The organism is Chitinophaga vietnamensis, assembly GCF_902167635.1.
Classification (GTDB): domain Bacteria; phylum Bacteroidota; class Bacteroidia; order Chitinophagales; family Chitinophagaceae; genus Chitinophaga; species Chitinophaga vietnamensis.
The window spans coordinates 281,280-297,776 of record NZ_CABHMS010000002.1; the positions used below are offsets into that span (position 1 = coordinate 281,280).

The window sequence follows — 16,497 nt, forward strand, 5'->3', positions numbered from 1 at the left end:
GGCGGAGAATTGTATATAATTTCAATCGTGATGGCGCAGGGCGTCTTTGGATGCCTTGATCTCCTTATAGTAAGATGGATTGAGGCCTGTCTGACTTTTGAACTGGCCCGACAAATGTTGTGCGCTGCTGTAATTGAGGCGGAAAGCAATGTCTGATAAAGAGGCATCACTATATACCAGCATTTCCTTGACCTTTTCAATGCGGAACGCGATGATATATTTTTCCAGGGTGATGCCTTCAACAGCAGAGAAGATGCTGCTGACACGCTTGTAATCCTGGTGCATTTTTTTCAGGACGAGATCGGAGAAGCGGAAGTCTTCGGGGAAATCGTAGTTGCCCGCATATACATCGGCCACAAGGGCTTTGACGCGGCGTACGAGCTGGATACGTTTATCTTCCAGCAGGCTGAAACCCAGGCGGCTAAGCTGTTCCTGCACTTGTTCCAGGTGTGCTGGCGTGAGGGTGGTAATGGTGGTAACGGCGCCGAGATGCACCTCGGTAACAGGGATATGCAGGTGGCTGAATACGTCGCGTACAGCGATGATGCAGCGGTCGCATACCATTCCTTTGATATATATTTTATAGCCGGTTTGCATAGTTCGGTTATTTTAGACAATGCAAAGTTGGCACAATACTATCGCCGGGGTGTTATACAATTATCTGAATGAATTATAGAATTATGAGGGCTCAGATGGGGCGGCGCATATTGAGCAGTAGTCCGCTGAAACCGGCCTTTTCATAAGCTTTCACGGCGGCGGTGTTCAGGTGGTACACATCGAGGCGCAGTTCTGTGACGCCCCTGCTGCGCGCCCAGTTGGCCAGTTCTTCGATGATGAGGCGGTTCACGCCTTTGCCGCGATGGTCGGGATGCGTGTACATAAAGCCCAGGTAAGCGTGCTGTGCATGTTTGAGATAGGGTTTCACATTTTCGATGCGGGCATATCCGGAGCCGATGAGCTGGCCATCGAGTTCGGCCACCAGCACGGCTATATGATCCGCCTGGATCATGGCGGTGATGTCGTAATAATGGATCTCGCCTTCCTTCAATGTAACGTCGTAGGGGCGCTCTGCTTCAATGATGCCGCGCTCGAAGCCCAGCAAGGTATCCAGTTCTGATAATTTTGCCTGCCTGATGATGATCTTTTCCATGCGTTTTTTTGAACAGCTAATTTATCGAAATTTTTGAAGGCTGCTGACATAGGGTTGTCACTTGCCACTTGTTGCTTTGTATCAACAAACAAAAAAAACTATGGCAAATACTATTACTGCAACACCTGTTGTGATTACGCCCGAAGCCTTGCTGAAGCACTGGCAGGGCCACCGCCAGCTAACCCGCCGGATGATCGAGGCTTTCCCGGAAAAGGAGCTGTTTAATTTCTCCATCGGCGGCATGCGCACATTTGCCGCGTTGGCGCAGGAGATAATGAGCATTACAGCTGCTGGCATCAGAGGTATTATCACGGGGCAATGGCCTACGTTCGCAGAGATGGGCGGCGAAGTGCTGCCCGCTAACCGCGAAGCGCTGCTGCATGCGTGGGACAAGATCACCGCTGAGCTCAACGTGCTATGGCCGCAGATACCTGGAGAACTTTTCCAGCAAACGATGAAATCTTTTGGCCAGCTGGAAGGGCCGGTATGGGGGATGATCTTTTATTATATCGATAATGAGATACACCACCGTGGGCAGGGATATGTATACCTGCGTGCGCTGGGCATTGAGCCGCCTGCATTTTGGGACAGGCCGCAATGAGGATAATACCTGAAGCATGCAAGCTCCTGAAGCGCTCCGCGCGCTTCAGGAGCTATTGCGCTTTTTTGCTAAAAAATAAAATCATCTTTCTTACAATAATATCGCGGAGATTCTTCACTCACCACGCAGCCGCCGAGCAGCAGCTTGCCTGCCTTGGCAAGTGCAAAGTCTTTAGGGCCGGGCAGTCCGTATTGAATGGGGATGATATGCTTGCCGGATGCGCACACCGGGCATTTCCGGGCTTTTTCAAATGGCGCGTAATAGGCGACATCCGGCAGTACAAAATCTATGATGCCGGTGAGTGCCGCATCTTGCGGCATGCGGTAGAGCCTTGTTTTCATGCTGCCCCAGGCGAAATAGAACAGCTGGCGCCCGGCCAGGTCGGCGTGAATAAGGCCGGTATCTTTGCGGGCTACAGAGTCGCGGGTGAGCGGATATACTACATAGCCCAGGTCTTCGGTTTTAGCGTGGGTATTGTCGGGGAAGAAGATCGTACGGCCCTCGATGCGGGCGGTATCCATCTTACCATTAAAGTTGAGCAGGATCACCGGCCTGCCGGTAATCTGGCCTTGCTGGCTGCTGGCGCGCAGGCCGCAGACAAGCATACTTAAGATCAGCAAACAATGTTTCATATCGGGTTATTTACAGGGCACTGACAAGAGCGGAACGCTATCGAATTTCAGCTGTGAGGGATCATCGCTGAAAACAGGCTGGCCGGTGGTATCTATTTCGTTGGCGAAGGCTTCAAACACTTGCTGGCCGCGTACTTTAAATACTGCGCGCCGGCTGCTCTGCACGCCTTCGCTCATATATTGATACGAGGCCCGCAGCAGGCTATCGCGCAGGATACCGCTGATGGCGCCGCTGTTCCGGTCTTTTTCAAAATAGTGATAAGTGAGATGGCCGGTTACGAGGCTGTCGTTCACATTCAGTTCCAACAACACAGTGTCTTTTCCGCTAACCCGTTGAAAGCAGCCACCAGCAAAGGCAGGCGAGGGGTTGTTAGCGGCGTTCACCAGTGAATCGGCCTGCTGATCATGGCGTGGCGCTTGCTGACAGGCCAGCGCCACAATAAGCAGGACTGCATACAGTAGAAGGGTTTGTTTCATATCCGAAATTAGGTATTTTAAATTTTTAATGCGATGATCAATTCGGTTCCAGCCCTTGAAGCGCTTCAAGGGCTTCTTCGCTCCAATCCGCCACCGTCAATCTCCGCGTTAAATCATGAAAATCTTATTAATCCGTTTAATCCTGGTTCAGACAATTTATACCGTCGAATGCCTGACAATCAACCGCGAGGGCAACACCATCGTTTCTACCTTCGGCAGCTGCTTGTGCTTCAATGCCCGGAATAAGGCCGTGGCAGCGGCTTTGCCCATATCGAAGGCGGGCTGTGTGATGGTGGTGAGCGATGGATTAAGGTAAGGCGCAGCAGAAAGATTAGAGAAGCCAAGCACCTTGATATCTTCCGGGATACGTTTTTGCAGTTCGGCACATACGCCATAAACGATGGTCGACAGGCGCTCCACGCTCGCGATCACGCCATCATAGCCGCCCTGTTGCAGGGCCTCCCGGATGAGCGCATAGTTGGCCGCTTCATTGTTGCAGCAATGCAGCACATCAGCTGCTTCAAAAGGTACATGATGTGCGGCCAGCGCCTGCTGGTAGCCTTCCCGCCGTTTGTTACTGATCCACAGGCTGTCGGACACTGATAGCAACGCGATCTTTTTGCAGCCGCATTGCAACAGGTGCGCCGTGGCCTTATAGGCGCTGTCGCGGTCGTCGGTCATGATACAGGTAGTATCTACCTCGTCCAGGATACGATCGAAAAGCACCACGGGGATGCCTTTCTCCTGTAATTCCCGTACATGCTGTGCACCGGGCGTTTCAGCGCTTACAGATAAAAGGATACCATCTACACGGCCGCCCTGGAAATCGCGCAGGATAAACTGTTCCTTTTCATAGCTTTCATGCGTGAGGTAGATGAGCACATGATATTTCTTTTCCTGTGCAATGGCTTCAATACCGTTGATGGCCTGCGCGAAGAAATTATCCGCTACTTCCGGGATCACCACGCCAATGGTATTGCTGATCTTTTTCCGCAAGCTGCCCGCATAGGGGTTGGGCACATAGTTGTATTCGGCGGCCAGCGCCAGCACGCGGCGGCGCGTATCTTCACTGATCTCGTGGCTGTTGTTCAGCGCCTTGGATACGGTGGCCGCAGAGAGTTGCAGTTTTTCTGCCAACATCCTGATCGTTACATTCCCCATATTGTAATAATAGGACTAATCGGTGAAAATTGCTACGAAAACGGTTAAGTAAATAAAATCAATGCTCTCGAAAAAAATTCGCAACTTGGGAAAACAGGCTCTGATTATTTCACGTTAAAAAAGTATCGCCATGAATACCAAACCCAATCAGGACAATCCGGCACCTTTAACATCATTGGATCAGTGGGAAGATGATCTGCTGGAACGTTACCCTGATCCCAGCAATATCGCCACAGCAAAGGATACCAGCGAATACCGCAATTATGAGGCTCCTCCCAGGGATACTGTTCGCGAATTTTATCGTCTCAACCATAAACATCAGTGTTATAATTTCGTATTGGAGAAAGAAAGAGAGTTTCTCTCTTTTAACAAGAGGGAGATGTCTGTTTGGGATGCCTTCGACTTCCTGAACCAGCTGGTAGATGATTCCGACCCGGATACCGATCTCGATCAGTTCCAGCATCTGCTGCAAACATCAGAGGCGATCCGCGCGGATGGCCATCCCGACTGGATGGTGCTCACCGGCCTTTTCCATGATATGGGCAAGGTGCTCTGCCTGTTCGGAGAGCCGCAATGGGCGGTGGTTGGCGATACCTTCCCCGTAGGATGCGCCTATTCCGACAAGATCGTGTTCTCAGAATTTTTCAAGGATAATCCTGATATCAACAACCCGGATTATAATACCAAATATGGCGTGTATGAGCCCAATTGCGGCTTGCGCAATGTGCATCTCAGCTGGGGGCATGATGAATACATCTATCAGATGATGAAAGACCATCTGCCCGAACCTGCGCTCTACATGCTGCGCTATCACTCTTTCTACCCGCAACACCGCGAACATGCCTACGATCACCTGATGGATGATCATGACAGGGAAATGTTCAAATGGGTGAATCTTTTCAACCCTTACGATCTTTATTCCAAAAGCCCTGTACCGCCCGACTGGAAAGTATTGCGCCCGTATTACGAGGACCTGGTGGCAAAATATCTTCCTGCTACGCTTAAATTCTAATAGTGTTATTTCATAGTCCAGCGGCCCGGCAGGGGCCACTGGACTGATTACTCCCACGTTTATGAACAAAGAGCTTGCATTTGGCGATTACCTCGTATTCGTTATCTATTTCATTATCATCAGCACCTACGGGTATTGGATCTACAAGAAGAAAAAGAAGGGTGGCAGCAGTGATACAAAGAATTTTTTCCTGGCAGAAGGATCGCTCACCTGGTGGGCGATCGGCGCTTCTATTATTGCCTCCAACATTTCAGCGGAACAGTTCATCGGCATGAGCGGCGACGGTTTCTTTGCCGGTATTGCCGTATCGGTGTACGAGTGGCTGGGCGCGGTGGCGCTGGTGATTGTCGCCATCTTCTTTATGCCCGTGTATATCAAAAACAAGATCTACACCATGCCGCAATTCCTCACCACCCGCTACAATGGCACGGTGGCGCTGATCATGTCGGTATTCTGGCTTTTTCTGTATGTATTTGTGAACCTCACAGCGATATTATATCTCGGCGCACTGGCCATCAACGGGCTATTGGGCGGCGAATACTTCCATCTCGTGATGGTGGCGCTGGCAGTATTTGCGGTGCTCATCACCCTCGGTGGCATGAAGGTGATCGGTTATACCGATGTGATACAGGTGGCGGTGCTCATCATCGGCGGACTGGCCACCACGTATATGGCGCTCACTTATGCCAGCGAGAAATTCGGGCTGGGCAGCAGCGCCATCGCGGGTTTCAAGGTATTGCTGCAACAGGCGCCGGACCATTTTCACCTGATGTTCAGCAAACCGGCAACAGGCGCAACGCAGGAGTATGTAAACAAATACCTGATATTGCCGGGCTTCGGTATGTACATTGCCGGCCAGTGGATCAGCAACCTGAACTACTGGGGCTGTAATCAGTACATCACACAACGCGCGCTGGGCGCGGATTTGCAGACAGCGCGCACGGGCATCCTGTTTGCCGGCTTCCTGAAAATACTGATGCCGGTGATCGTGATGTTGCCGGGCATTGTGGCGTATGTGCTATACCAGAACGGTTACCTGCCGCAGCTGGAAGGTGGTCATAAAGATGGCGCCTACTCTGCCATCCTTGGTTTATTGCCCGCAGGGCTGAAAGGTCTGGCAGTGGCGGCGCTCACGGCAGCCATCGTGGCATCGCTGGCAGGTAAGGCCAATAGCATCTCCACCATTTTTACGCTGGATGTTTATAAAAAATACCTGCGCACCGGCGCCAGCGAAAAGCAGCTGGTATGGGCCGGGCGGCTCACCATCGTAACGGCGATGCTCATCGCGGTGCTCTTTACGTGGAATGATATGCTGGGCATCAGCGGCGCGGGTGGATATACGTTTGTACAAAAATATTCCAGCTTTATCAGTCCGGGCGTATTTGCCACTTTCCTGTTAGGCATGTTCTGGAAGCGCACCAGTGGCGCGGCGGCGGTGGCGGGCATCATCTGCGGTTTCCTGCTCTCTTTGTTTTTCAACCAGTTTGCGGTGAATATTTTCGGAGATGAAACCTGGCTCTACTCTGCTTTCCGCAATGCGCAGGGCGTTTTTGAGATACCGTTCTTCATCAGCCTGGGATGGTCTTTTGCGATCACTGTGCTGGTGATGGTAGCGATTAGCCTCGCAGGGCCGGCAGTGAGCACGAAAGCATTTACGATCGATAAAGAGATGTTCCGTTTAAAACCTTCTTCTGTGATACTGGCAGTAACGATATTGCTGCTGCTGTCTGCCATCTATGTGCGGTTCTGGTAGCGGTTTCCAGCCCTTGAAGCGCTCAAAGCGCTTCAAGGGCTTCCATTTCAAATACGTAATAATTAATTCAGCTAGACTATCTTTGCCGGGCAATAATAGTTTATGAGCTTTTTACAGGTATCGGATATCAGCAAGCGGCTGCAGGGTGCGGTGGTGGTGAACCACGTGAGTTTTACGCAGCAAAGGTTCCAGCGGGTGGCCATTGCAGGGGAAACAGGTTCGGGCAAGAGCACCTTGCTCCGGATCATTGCAGGACTGGTGCAAACAGATGAAGGTAAAGTAACTTTCGAAGGCAAAAGGGTAGAAGGGCCGCTGGAAGTGCTGATACCAGGGCATCCTGGCATTGCCTACCTGTCGCAGCATTTCGAGCTGCGCAACAATTTCCGCATGGAAGAGATATTGGATCGTGATAACAAGCTGATAGACGAAGACGCTGCCAAGATCTATGATATCTGTCGCATCTCCCATCTCCTCAAACGTAAGAACGATCAGCTTTCCGGCGGCGAGCGGCAACGTGTGGCGCTGGCCCGCCTTCTCACGATGGTGCCACGTTTGCTGGTGCTGGACGAGCCTTTCTCCAACCTGGATATGATCCATAAGTCGATACTGAAATCAGTGATCGAAGATATTGGCAAGGAGCTGCAGCTCACGGTGCTGCTCACTTCCCACGATCCGCAGGATGTGCTGTCCTGGGCCGATGATATCATCGTAATGCAACAGGGCAGTATTATTCAGCAAGGCACGCCGCAGCAGGTGTACAACCAGCCGGTGAATGAATATGCGGCGGCGCTCTTCGGGAAGTATAACCTGCTCAAACCCGCTGCTGCCAAGGCATTTAAAGAAGTGCTCCCTCTCAACGGTAAACAATTATTCGTACGGCCGGAGCAGTTACAGCTCGTTGCCGATGATACGCATGCCCTCAAAGGTACGGTAACGGCTACCGCTTTTTTCGGCGGTTATGAGGATGTAGTGGTGAAGGCAGGCAGAGAGCATATCACCGTAAGAACCGCGCCAGGCGCGGTGAAGCAGGGTGATAAGGTATTCGTTTCGCTGCGCCATCCCCGGGTGTGGCTGCTGTAGTTATTTGAGATGCAATTGTTCCAGGTCTACATAATAGATATCTCCAAGACCATTGCCGGCACTGTGCAGGCGCTGGTATAAGGCAGCGGCATTTTCTTGTCGTGCAGGCGTGCCCGTTAGTTTGTTCCGTGTACTGGAAAAGAAAAAATACTTATTGTCCCTCGTTACCTTGGGCGAGTACTCCGATTTTTCAGAATTGAAGGGCGCCGGCAAACGTTCGGCTGGCGTCCACTGGCCGTTGCGGCGATAGCTGAGGAACAGATCGCCCTTGGCGGTATTGGGGCGGGTGGCCATGAAGATGAGGTATCGCTCATCGGGCGCGATGAAGGGTTCGTATTCATCGTCGGCGGTATTGATATTGTCGCCAAGGTTTTCCGCCTGGCGGTATTGCCCGTTTTCCAGCGGGCAGCGGTAAATATCGGTGTTGCCTTTTCCGCCATCGCGGCCGGAGCCGAAATAGAGGGTACCATTATCGGCCATGGTGGGATAGTATTCGTCTTTGTTGCTGTTGATGGGCGCTTCGAGATGTATGGGCGCGCTCCATCCCTGCGGGGTGGCTTCCACTTTCCAGATATCGAAATCTTTGGGCGGCCCTTCATTGCTGAGCGGGCGGTTGGAGATAAAGAACAATGTTTTACCGTCTTTGGTGAAGAAGGGATCGGCATCCATGTATTTGCCGGAGAAGGGCGCCACTTCAGGGGTGGACCATTGCCCTTGTTTGAAATAGGATACTACGATGGTCCAGGTGCTGAAGTCGGGCGCACACTTCACAAAAAAGAGCGTATCCGTGCCCGGTGAGAAAGAAGGATGAGTGTCGTAGTCGCCCGTACAGATGCTACCTTCTGCAAACATGACCGGCTCGCGCAGCGGCCGGCTGGAATAATAGGAAGGATGTTGCGCCTGCAATGCAGCGCTGCTCAGTAACAGGATAAAAAACGGCAGGCATTTCATAAGCGATATATTGATGGAATAAAATGATGTGTTGTATAGATCGATCCAGATCACGTTGTTGTAGATCACGTTGTCGTCAATGCCGTTGTCGTCAATGCCGTTGTCGTTGATCGCGCCCCCGGGCTATCGCTCCTACGGAGCTGATCAATGCGATGGCTACCGCCCCTACGGGGCGGCATATTGGTAGATACGATGCTTGCTACCAACATGTCGCCCCGTAGGGGCGATATATCGGCGTTCATATTTTTCATCTACCAACATAAACACTCCGCTGCCATACGCCCCATAGGGGCGTCAGCCCGGGATATACAACAACAATGCGGAATAAAATTAGCAGATAGCGCCACAGCAGGCCCGGTGAAAATTGCTTTTTGTCTCCTCAAAAAAATCTTTGTTTATAAATTTTATTTTCTATCTTGACATCTGGATAGATATCCGCTTTCAACCATAATCGAAAATTATACGGGATTCCAGTCAATTGAACATTGAAAAAAGTATTCACTAAGGCTTTTCCGGTTATTTAATGCAGCAGCCAGCAGATACAGAATTGGTCCAACGCCTGAAGGATGGCGACCATACCGCGTTTGATGCTTTATTTGTAAAGTATTACAAACTGCTGTGTCTGAATGCCTATTGGTTCCTGCGTCATGAACAGGAATCGAAAGACCTCGTGCAGACGTTTTTTATGGACATCTGGGATAAAAAACTATACTTGTATTTCAATGGAGATATAAAAGGCTATCTGCATCAGGCGGTGAAAAACCGTTGTTTGAACCACCTGAAGAAACAGCGCGTCCACCTGCAACAGCAGGTGGCGTTTTCGCATCACCAGGAAGAAGGCGAAGAAGGAGAGATGCCGCAGGATGGCGTAACAGATTATTATAAACAGCTGAGCACCACCCTGGATGATATGGCAGGACAGAAGCGGGTGGCCATACAGATGGTATACCTGCAAGGAAAACGTTACCAGGAGGCGGCCGATGAGATGGGCATCAGCATCAATTCATTTAAAACACACCTCAAGCGGGGGCTGAAGCTACTGCGGCTGGCGATCAATAACAAAGCACAATAAATGGAACGGCAGGAAACGATATTTCAATTATACCTTCAACGTTTAACAGGTACCTTGAGCCCTGAAGAGGAATCGTATGTACAGCAGCTGCTGGCATCGGACCCGCGTTTCAGGGAAGAGTGGGCGCTGTTGGAAGCGGAAGATAAAAAGAATGATATCGCTGCTTACCTGGATCATATTGACACCGATGCTGACCTGACCTACCTGCATTACCGCCGCAGCCGCGGACGGTATGCGATCCTGAAACGCGCTGCCGTAGCGGCAGCGGTGCTGCTGGCCGTCAGTGCCGGCAGCTGGTTCCTGTTGCACAAAACCTCCAGGGCGCCACAAAATAATATAGCCGCTATCGTTAGTAAAGCCAAGGCGCCGATCACTTTACAGATGGCAGCAGGACAGGCGGTTACGCTCGATAACGACAGCAGTCATACCATCACCGTAAATAAAACAGTGCTCAACAGCCAGCATGGTACACTGGCCTATACTTCGGAAGATACATCCCGCAACTTGCTCACCGTGCCCGCCGGCAATCACTACAAACTGCTGCTGTCCGATGGTACGGAAGTATGGCTCAATGCAGCCACCACGCTGCGTTTCCCCTTCCGCTTCGGCAAAGGCGCGAGAGAAGTATATGTAAGCGGAGAAGCCTATTTTAAAGTAGCAAAAGACGCCGCCCGCCCCTTTATTGTACATACGCCGCTCACCACTACTGAAGTGCTGGGCACCGCTTTCAATATCAATACCTACACTAACGGTACCGTATATACGTCGCTGACAGAAGGCAGCGTGGTTAATCATGGCCCGCATGGCGAGCGCCAGGAGCTGCACCCGGGGTACCAGTCGGCCTACGGCCAGGCAGGTTTTTCTTCGGCCCGTTTTGACACCGACGACGTGCTCGCCTGGATGAATGGCGTATATTATTTTCACAAGATGCCGCTGGCCACCCTGGCCGCGGAAGCCTCCCGTTTTTACGGCGTAACCTTTATCATTGATAAGCCGGAAGCCGCCACCAGGGCGGTAACAGGGCTTATGGACCGCGACAAGCTGCCTGAGTTCCTCTCCGACCTGCACATCACCGCGCAGGTGGAATGCCATCTCTCCGGAAGTGAAGTACATCTGAAATAAAAAAAATTTTTGCTTCACCCTGTCACCCGATTTTGATTCCTTATTGTAGTTGTATTGAAAAACAATTCCTGGATTTTCGAATTTTCGAATTTTTGAATTTTCGGATGTCAGGAGCTATGCCATGTAGTCTGGCGAAACCAAAATCAAGCAATTAAGCAATCCGCAAATTCTAAATGATTCCCGCAATGAAAAAAAGTCTACGCCAATGCCTGGCGGGCGTACGCGGCCTGTTGCCACTGCTGCTGTTATGCAGCTTGTTGTGCACCCATTCACCGGCTGCATCCGCACAGGCGAACGCACCTTCCCTTCAGTCAACTGTTACCTTAACCGGGAATGATGTATCGCTGCTGCAAGTATTCCGCGCGATCAAGAAACAGACCGGCCTGACGCTCGTGTACAGCAATCAGCTGCTCAACGACGCAGAGAAAGTGACGCTCAATTTCCACAACGCCAAACTGGATGATGTGCTGGCCTTTATGTTCAAAGATAAAGGCATCAGCTATGTGATCCAGCGGAACCGTATTGTGCTGGACCGCAAAGTTTCAGATGCTGCGCCGGCGCCTGCACAGAGCGCACCACAGCAGGATAACGAGATCACCGTTAAAGGCCTCGTGATGGATGTGAACGGCGATCCGCTCCCCGGCGCTACTGTAACAGTAGAAGGTTCCACCAAGGGGATGGTCACCGACGTGCTCGGCGCCTTTTCTGTAAAAGCAAAGAAGGACGACATCATCAAAGTAGCGATGATGGGCATGAACCCCGCAGAAGTGCGGGTGGCCGACCGCCGCACCTTGAAAGTGACGCTCACCGAAAAAGTGGACAAGCTGAATGAAGTAGTGGTAGTGGGCTTCGGTAACCAGCGTAAAGTAACGGTAACCGGCGCGGTATCCACCGTGAACATGCAGGACATGAAAGCGCCGGTGGCTTCCCTCACCAATGCGCTGGTAGGTAAAGTATCCGGTATCATCTCCATGCAAAACGCCGGCGGCGAACCGGGTTACGACAACCCGCAGTTCACGCTGCGCGGGGTGGGCACCTTCCAGGGCAGCACCTCGCCGCTGATCATCGTGGATGGCGTGCAGCGCGATGATGTGAACAGCACCTATGGCGGCGCTTTCAACAACATCGACCCGGAAGATGTACAGAGCATCTCCCTGTTGAAAGACGCCTCTGCCACCGCGGTATACGGCGCAAAAGGCGCAAACGGCGTGATCATCATCACCACCAAACGCGGTGTGGCCGGCAAGCCTAAAGTGTCTGCCAAAGCGGAAACCGGCTTCACGGGCCTCACACAGATGCCCAAGATGCTCGACGGGGTTACCTATATGAAACTGTATAATGAAGCCAGGCAAAACGATGGCCTTTCACCCGTTTATTCTGATGAGGTGATCAAGAAAACAGCCAGTGGCCTTGATCCTTATCTCTACCCCAATGTAAACTGGATCAAAACTATCTATAAAGACTGGGCCTCCATGACCAATGCCAACGTGAATGTGAGCGGCGGTGGTGAGTCCATGCGCTACTATGCCTCCATGTCTTTTTACGACCAGGACGGACAATACAAGGTGTCTAACATCAACGACTACAACCCCAACCTGAATTTCAAGCGTTATGATTTCAGGAGTAATGTAGATATGAACGTTACCAAAACAACTTTACTATCGCTGAACCTTGCTTCCATGCTGGTAAATGCCCGCTATCCGGGCTATCCGGCGGGCGGTATCTGGTATGAGGCTTACGCTACCAACCCGATCGCCTTCCCTGTTAAATACCCGAACAACATGTGGGCAGGCCCGCGCAACAATGGCGGCGCCAACCCTTTCAATATGGTGCAGAACTCCGGTTACAGCACCGAGTTCAAACCATCTATTCAATCTGTATTATCGCTCAACCAGAAACTCGATGCGCTCACACAAGGCCTGACCGCCACCGCACGCTTTTCTTTTGACACCTACGCAGAATTTGACAACAGCCGCAAAGGCACTAACGACCTGTGGTTCGCAAGTTCGCGCGATGCCAATGGCAACCTTGTAATGGAACGTGTGCGCACCGGCAGCACTTACCTCGGTTATGGCAGCAGCTCCAGCGGTGAGCGCGTCATGTACCTCGAAGGTAATCTTGCCTACGATCGCAATTTCGGCAATCATACCTTCGGTGGTTTGCTGGTAGGATCTATCCGTAACAGGATCATCGGCTCCGCCGGCGATCTGAAGTCCGCGATTCCTTATCGCAACCAGAACGCGGCTGCCAGGGTTACTTATTCCTTCAAGGATAAATATCTCGCAGAGTTGAATATCGGCGCCACCGGTTCAGAAAACTTTGAGAAAGGAAAACGCTGGGGTTATTTCCCCGCCGCATCTGCGGGCTGGGTGATCTCCAAAGAAGATTTCTTTCAGCCGCTCACACAAACCATCTCACTGTTGAAATTGCGCGGCTCTTACGGTACTACCGGTAACGACCAGATCTCTGGTAACCGCTTCGGTTATCTCACGTATATCGATAACAGCGGCGGTATCTCTTTCGGCGCTAACCCGCAATGGTATGGCGGTATCGCGGCCAACGTGATCGGTACGCAAAACCTCACCTGGGAAAAATCTGCTAAAACGGATGTAGGCCTGGAAGTAGGTCTCTGGAATAAACTGACCTTTATTGTAGATGCCTTCCAGGATAAACGCAGCAAGATACTCGTGGCACGCGGCACCATCTCGCCCATCGCGGGTTATGGAGATGCCGTGGTATATGCCAACCTCGGCGAAATGCAGAATAAAGGGATGGATGCCAGCGTAGAGTACAACGATAAATTCGGTAAAGACGTAACGCTTCGCATTTTTGGTAATATCACCTACGCGAAAAACAAGATCATCTATGCTGATAACCCCAAAGCTATTTATCCCTATCAGCAATTTGAAGGTTCCCGCTACGGCGAATTTTTCGGCTATGTGAGCCAGGGATTATTCAAAGACCAGGCAGATGTAGAAAAGAGCCCGCGCCAATCCAGGCCTGTGTTTCCCGGCGATATCAAATATGCCGACCTGAATGGGGATGGACAGATAGATGCCAACGACGCTACCTTCCTGGGTAAATCCAGCTTCCCCACCTGGTCTTACGGTTTTGGTTTCAATGTTGGGTACAAAAGATTTGAGCTGTCTGCCGTATTTGCCGGCGTGAAAGATGTAGGCATTATGGCGAACGGGCAAGCTATCGGCTTCAGCGACTATGGCGCCTCCGGCGTAGGCGTAGTGCCTTTCACCGGTATCGGACAGTATCCGGGTAATGTCATTGAACAGGTCACCGACCGCTGGACGAAAGACAATCCCCGCCAGGATGCATTGTATCCGCGTATCACCATCGCCAGCACCAATGATAACAACTATCTGAACAGCAGCTGGTGGCTGAAAGACGGCAGCTTCATGCGTTTGCGCCAGGCCACGATAGGATATTATTTCATCACACCGGAAATGAAACGCCGCGGTATCAGCAGCCTGCAATTATATGCCAACGGTACCAACCTGTTCACCCTCACAAAATTCAAACTGTGGGATCCTGAACTCGGCAGCAACGGCGCCAGGTATCCGTATCCAAGAACTGTGACGATGGGCCTCAGAGCTCAATTTTAATCAACAAAAGATTTTTGTATGAAGACAAGTAAATACCTGTTACTTACCTGCTGCGTTATGATCTCGCTGGGACTGGCATCCTGTAGCAAGTACCTCGATAAAAAACCGGATAATCTCCTCACCGAAGATCAGATCTGGCAAACCCGCGCCAATGCGGAAGCCTATCTGTATAATATTTATGGTTATGTAGATGGATATGGCGCCAGCACCGATGGCGCGGTGACTATCTTCGGCAGCGCTGATGAATCAATTGTAACGATCGCCACCACCAATGTAAGACAGATGGCGGCCGGCAACTGGAGCTCTTCCGATTGGTACGGCTACATATGGGGGTCCATGTACACGGCTATACGAAAAACGATCATCTTCGAAGAGAATATTGATAAGGTGCCTGCTTCCCAGCTCAGCGATGACCTCAAGCGGCAATACAAATCAGAAGCATTGTTCCTCCGGGGATATTACTACTGGCTGCTGTTGCGGCAATACGGCCCCTTCGTGAAGCTCACCACCACGTTGGGCACCAACGACGACTATAACAAATATCCGCGCGCGCCTTTCGATACCTGCACCGCTTACATCAACGAACTGATGAACCGTGCAGCTGCCGGCTTGCCGGCGGAATGGGCTTCTTCCGGTAACTATGGCCGTCCCACCAAAGGCGCTTGTATGATGGTGAAAGCCAAGATCGCGCAGCTGGCTGCCAGTCCGCTCTGGAATGGCAACCCTGCCATGGCCGGCTTGAAAAACCAGGATGGTACTGCACTTGCGCCCGCCGGCTATGATATCAACAAATGGAAGATCGCTGCCGCCGCCGCCAAAGCCATCATCGACTCCGGCCACTATCGCCTGTTCACCAACCTCGATAATAACGGCAGCACCTTTGATCCATACCGCTCCGTACGTGATCTCTTCCTCACCAACTGGAACAATGAGATCATCTTCGCCCACGTAAACTGGTATAAATGGGGTTACACCAAATGCGTATCTCCCGGCCCGGGCGGTTACAACATGTACAACGTGACCCAGAACCTGGTGGATATGTTCACCATGAACAACGGTCGCACCATCGATGATCCGGCTTCCGGATACGTGGAAACAGGCTTCGCGCAAACCGATGGCGCCAATGCCTGGGAACAGAAGCGAGGCGACTGGAACATGTACGCCAACCGCGAACCCCGCTTCTATGCCTATGTGGCGTATAATGGCCGTCCTGTAGTACCCGCCATCACCACCGACGACAGAAACTATTATTCTTCCGATGCCAATGCAGATGGAAGGGGCAGGGTAGAATTTTATTACAACGGCAAATCCGGTCAGAAAACCACTACCAGTGGCACGATCACGGGTTACCTGCCGTTGAAGTATGTGAGCCCGAACGACAATATCCGCGCCGACGCAGTAAGCAATCCCGCTCCGTATATCCTTTTCCGTTATGCCGAAGTATTGCTGGATTATGTAGAAGCATTGAACGAATATGATCCCGGCAATCCTGATATCGTCACATACCTCAACCAGGTGAGAGCCCGCGCAGGCCTGCCCGGCATCGAAACAGTATATCCCGGCGCAGTTGGCAGCAAAGACCTCATGCGCAAATATATCCTGCGCGAACGCGCCGTGGAAATGTGCTTCGAAGGCGGCGACCGTTACTACACGCTGATCCGCCGGCTCATGATGGGCAACCAGGAGATGACCAACATCTACGGGTTGAGTGTAGACCTGAATGATAATGGGCTCGGCTTCTCTTTCACTGATTTCTATAAAAAGAAATTATACCAGAAGAGATATTGGGATAACAAGATGTATCTCTTCCCGATCCAACAGAAAGATATAGAGAGAGACCGTGCGCTGGTGCAAAACCCCGGCTGGTAA

At 51.5% G+C, this 16,497-nt stretch carries 14 protein-coding genes; 8 read left to right on the forward strand and 6 right to left on the reverse strand.

Annotated elements, in window-relative coordinates; translation table 11 throughout:
* Nucleotides 1–21: 21 nt before the first annotated feature.
* Both FPG75_RS05710 and FPG75_RS05715 read right to left on the reverse strand, forming a co-directional pair.
* Nucleotides 22–597 carry a helix-turn-helix domain-containing protein gene (locus FPG75_RS05710; protein ID WP_143305774.1) on the reverse strand — a complete coding sequence of 192 codons (576 nt, stop codon included), beginning with the start codon at nucleotides 595–597 and terminating at the stop codon, nucleotides 22–24.
* 91 nt (nucleotides 598–688) lie between these two features.
* Complete coding sequence (locus FPG75_RS05715) at nucleotides 689–1,150, reverse strand: GNAT family N-acetyltransferase (protein WP_143305776.1); 462 nt, start codon at nucleotides 1,148–1,150, stop codon at nucleotides 689–691.
* A gap of 100 nt (nucleotides 1,151–1,250) precedes the next feature.
* Between FPG75_RS05715 and FPG75_RS05720 the strand changes: the two genes are divergently transcribed.
* Nucleotides 1,251–1,751 carry a DinB family protein gene (locus FPG75_RS05720; protein WP_143305778.1) on the forward strand — a complete coding sequence of 167 codons (501 nt, stop codon included), beginning with the start codon at nucleotides 1,251–1,253 and terminating at the stop codon, nucleotides 1,749–1,751.
* A gap of 68 nt (nucleotides 1,752–1,819) precedes the next feature.
* On the opposite strand, the gene FPG75_RS26125 is transcribed toward FPG75_RS05720, so the two are convergent.
* The 3 genes from FPG75_RS26125 to FPG75_RS05735 form a co-directional block, all read right to left on the reverse strand.
* A complete protein-coding gene (locus tag FPG75_RS26125; RefSeq protein ID WP_201747889.1) occupies nucleotides 1,820–2,383 on the reverse strand; it encodes a hypothetical protein in 564 nt (187 codons plus the stop codon).
* A 6-nt stretch (nucleotides 2,384–2,389) separates the two neighbouring features.
* The gene (locus FPG75_RS05730) at nucleotides 2,390–2,860 is read right to left on the reverse strand and encodes a hypothetical protein (protein WP_143305779.1); all 471 of its coding nucleotides are present in this window, start codon (nucleotides 2,858–2,860) and stop codon (nucleotides 2,390–2,392) included.
* Between the two features lie 156 nt (nucleotides 2,861–3,016).
* Nucleotides 3,017–4,021, reverse strand: coding sequence for a LacI family DNA-binding transcriptional regulator (locus FPG75_RS05735; protein ID WP_143305781.1), 1,005 nt, complete (start codon nucleotides 4,019–4,021; stop codon nucleotides 3,017–3,019).
* A 130-nt stretch (nucleotides 4,022–4,151) separates the two neighbouring features.
* Between FPG75_RS05735 and FPG75_RS05740 the strand changes: the two genes are divergently transcribed.
* The 3 genes from FPG75_RS05740 to FPG75_RS05750 all read left to right on the forward strand — a co-directional run bounded on the left by FPG75_RS05740 (nucleotide 4,152) and on the right by FPG75_RS05750 (nucleotide 7,866).
* Complete coding sequence (locus tag FPG75_RS05740) at nucleotides 4,152–5,033, forward strand: inositol oxygenase family protein (protein ID WP_143305783.1); 882 nt, start codon at nucleotides 4,152–4,154, stop codon at nucleotides 5,031–5,033.
* Between the two features lie 61 nt (nucleotides 5,034–5,094).
* Complete coding sequence (locus FPG75_RS05745; protein ID WP_143305785.1) at nucleotides 5,095–6,786, forward strand: sodium:solute symporter family transporter; 1,692 nt, start codon at nucleotides 5,095–5,097, stop codon at nucleotides 6,784–6,786.
* Between the two features lie 102 nt (nucleotides 6,787–6,888).
* Nucleotides 6,889–7,866, forward strand: coding sequence for an ABC transporter ATP-binding protein (locus FPG75_RS05750; protein ID WP_143305787.1), 978 nt, complete (start codon nucleotides 6,889–6,891; stop codon nucleotides 7,864–7,866).
* Here FPG75_RS05750 and FPG75_RS05755 read toward each other — a convergent pair whose 3' ends face one another.
* Nucleotides 7,867–8,817 carry a TolB family protein gene (locus FPG75_RS05755; protein ID WP_143305789.1) on the reverse strand — a complete coding sequence of 317 codons (951 nt, stop codon included), beginning with the start codon at nucleotides 8,815–8,817 and terminating at the stop codon, nucleotides 7,867–7,869.
* Nucleotides 8,818–9,340: 523 nt separating this feature from the next.
* Here FPG75_RS05755 and FPG75_RS05760 point away from each other — a divergent pair.
* The 4 genes from FPG75_RS05760 to FPG75_RS05775 all read left to right on the forward strand — a co-directional run bounded on the left by FPG75_RS05760 (nucleotide 9,341) and on the right by FPG75_RS05775 (nucleotide 16,497).
* Complete coding sequence (locus FPG75_RS05760; RefSeq protein ID WP_143305791.1) at nucleotides 9,341–9,889, forward strand: sigma-70 family RNA polymerase sigma factor; 549 nt, start codon at nucleotides 9,341–9,343, stop codon at nucleotides 9,887–9,889.
* On the forward strand, nucleotides 9,890–11,011 hold the full coding sequence (locus tag FPG75_RS05765; RefSeq protein ID WP_143305793.1) for a FecR family protein: 1,122 nt from the start codon (nucleotides 9,890–9,892) through the stop codon (nucleotides 11,009–11,011).
* Nucleotides 11,012–11,196: 185 nt separating this feature from the next.
* Entirely contained in the window at nucleotides 11,197–14,628 is a 3,432-nt protein-coding gene (locus FPG75_RS05770; protein ID WP_143305795.1) for a TonB-dependent receptor, read from the forward strand.
* A gap of 18 nt (nucleotides 14,629–14,646) precedes the next feature.
* Nucleotides 14,647–16,497: a RagB/SusD family nutrient uptake outer membrane protein gene (locus FPG75_RS05775; RefSeq protein WP_143305796.1), complete on the forward strand. Its 1,851-nt coding sequence runs from the start codon at nucleotides 14,647–14,649 to the stop codon at nucleotides 16,495–16,497.

What these genes read in the sequence shown, in the direction of transcription:
- FPG75_RS05710 (WP_143305774.1), bottom strand. Translation starts at nt 597, where the DNA reads ATGCAAACCGGCTATAAAATATATATCAAAGGAATGGTATGCGACCGC.
- FPG75_RS05715 (WP_143305776.1), bottom strand. Translation starts at nt 1,150, where the DNA reads ATGGAAAAGATCATCATCAGGCAGGCAAAATTATCAGAACTGGATACC.
- FPG75_RS05720 (WP_143305778.1), top strand. Translation starts at nt 1,251, where the DNA reads ATGGCAAATACTATTACTGCAACACCTGTTGTGATTACGCCCGAAGCC.
- FPG75_RS26125 (WP_201747889.1), bottom strand. Translation starts at nt 2,383, where the DNA reads ATGAAACATTGTTTGCTGATCTTAAGTATGCTTGTCTGCGGCCTGCGC.
- FPG75_RS05730 (WP_143305779.1), bottom strand. Translation starts at nt 2,860, where the DNA reads ATGAAACAAACCCTTCTACTGTATGCAGTCCTGCTTATTGTGGCGCTG.
- FPG75_RS05735 (WP_143305781.1), bottom strand. Translation starts at nt 4,021, where the DNA reads ATGGGGAATGTAACGATCAGGATGTTGGCAGAAAAACTGCAACTCTCT.
- FPG75_RS05740 (WP_143305783.1), top strand. Translation starts at nt 4,152, where the DNA reads ATGAATACCAAACCCAATCAGGACAATCCGGCACCTTTAACATCATTG.
- FPG75_RS05745 (WP_143305785.1), top strand. Translation starts at nt 5,095, where the DNA reads ATGAACAAAGAGCTTGCATTTGGCGATTACCTCGTATTCGTTATCTAT.
- FPG75_RS05750 (WP_143305787.1), top strand. Translation starts at nt 6,889, where the DNA reads ATGAGCTTTTTACAGGTATCGGATATCAGCAAGCGGCTGCAGGGTGCG.
- FPG75_RS05755 (WP_143305789.1), bottom strand. Translation starts at nt 8,817, where the DNA reads ATGAAATGCCTGCCGTTTTTTATCCTGTTACTGAGCAGCGCTGCATTG.
- FPG75_RS05760 (WP_143305791.1), top strand. Translation starts at nt 9,341, where the DNA reads ATGCAGCAGCCAGCAGATACAGAATTGGTCCAACGCCTGAAGGATGGC.
- FPG75_RS05765 (WP_143305793.1), top strand. Translation starts at nt 9,890, where the DNA reads ATGGAACGGCAGGAAACGATATTTCAATTATACCTTCAACGTTTAACA.
- FPG75_RS05770 (WP_143305795.1), top strand. Translation starts at nt 11,197, where the DNA reads ATGAAAAAAAGTCTACGCCAATGCCTGGCGGGCGTACGCGGCCTGTTG.
- FPG75_RS05775 (WP_143305796.1), top strand. Translation starts at nt 14,647, where the DNA reads ATGAAGACAAGTAAATACCTGTTACTTACCTGCTGCGTTATGATCTCG.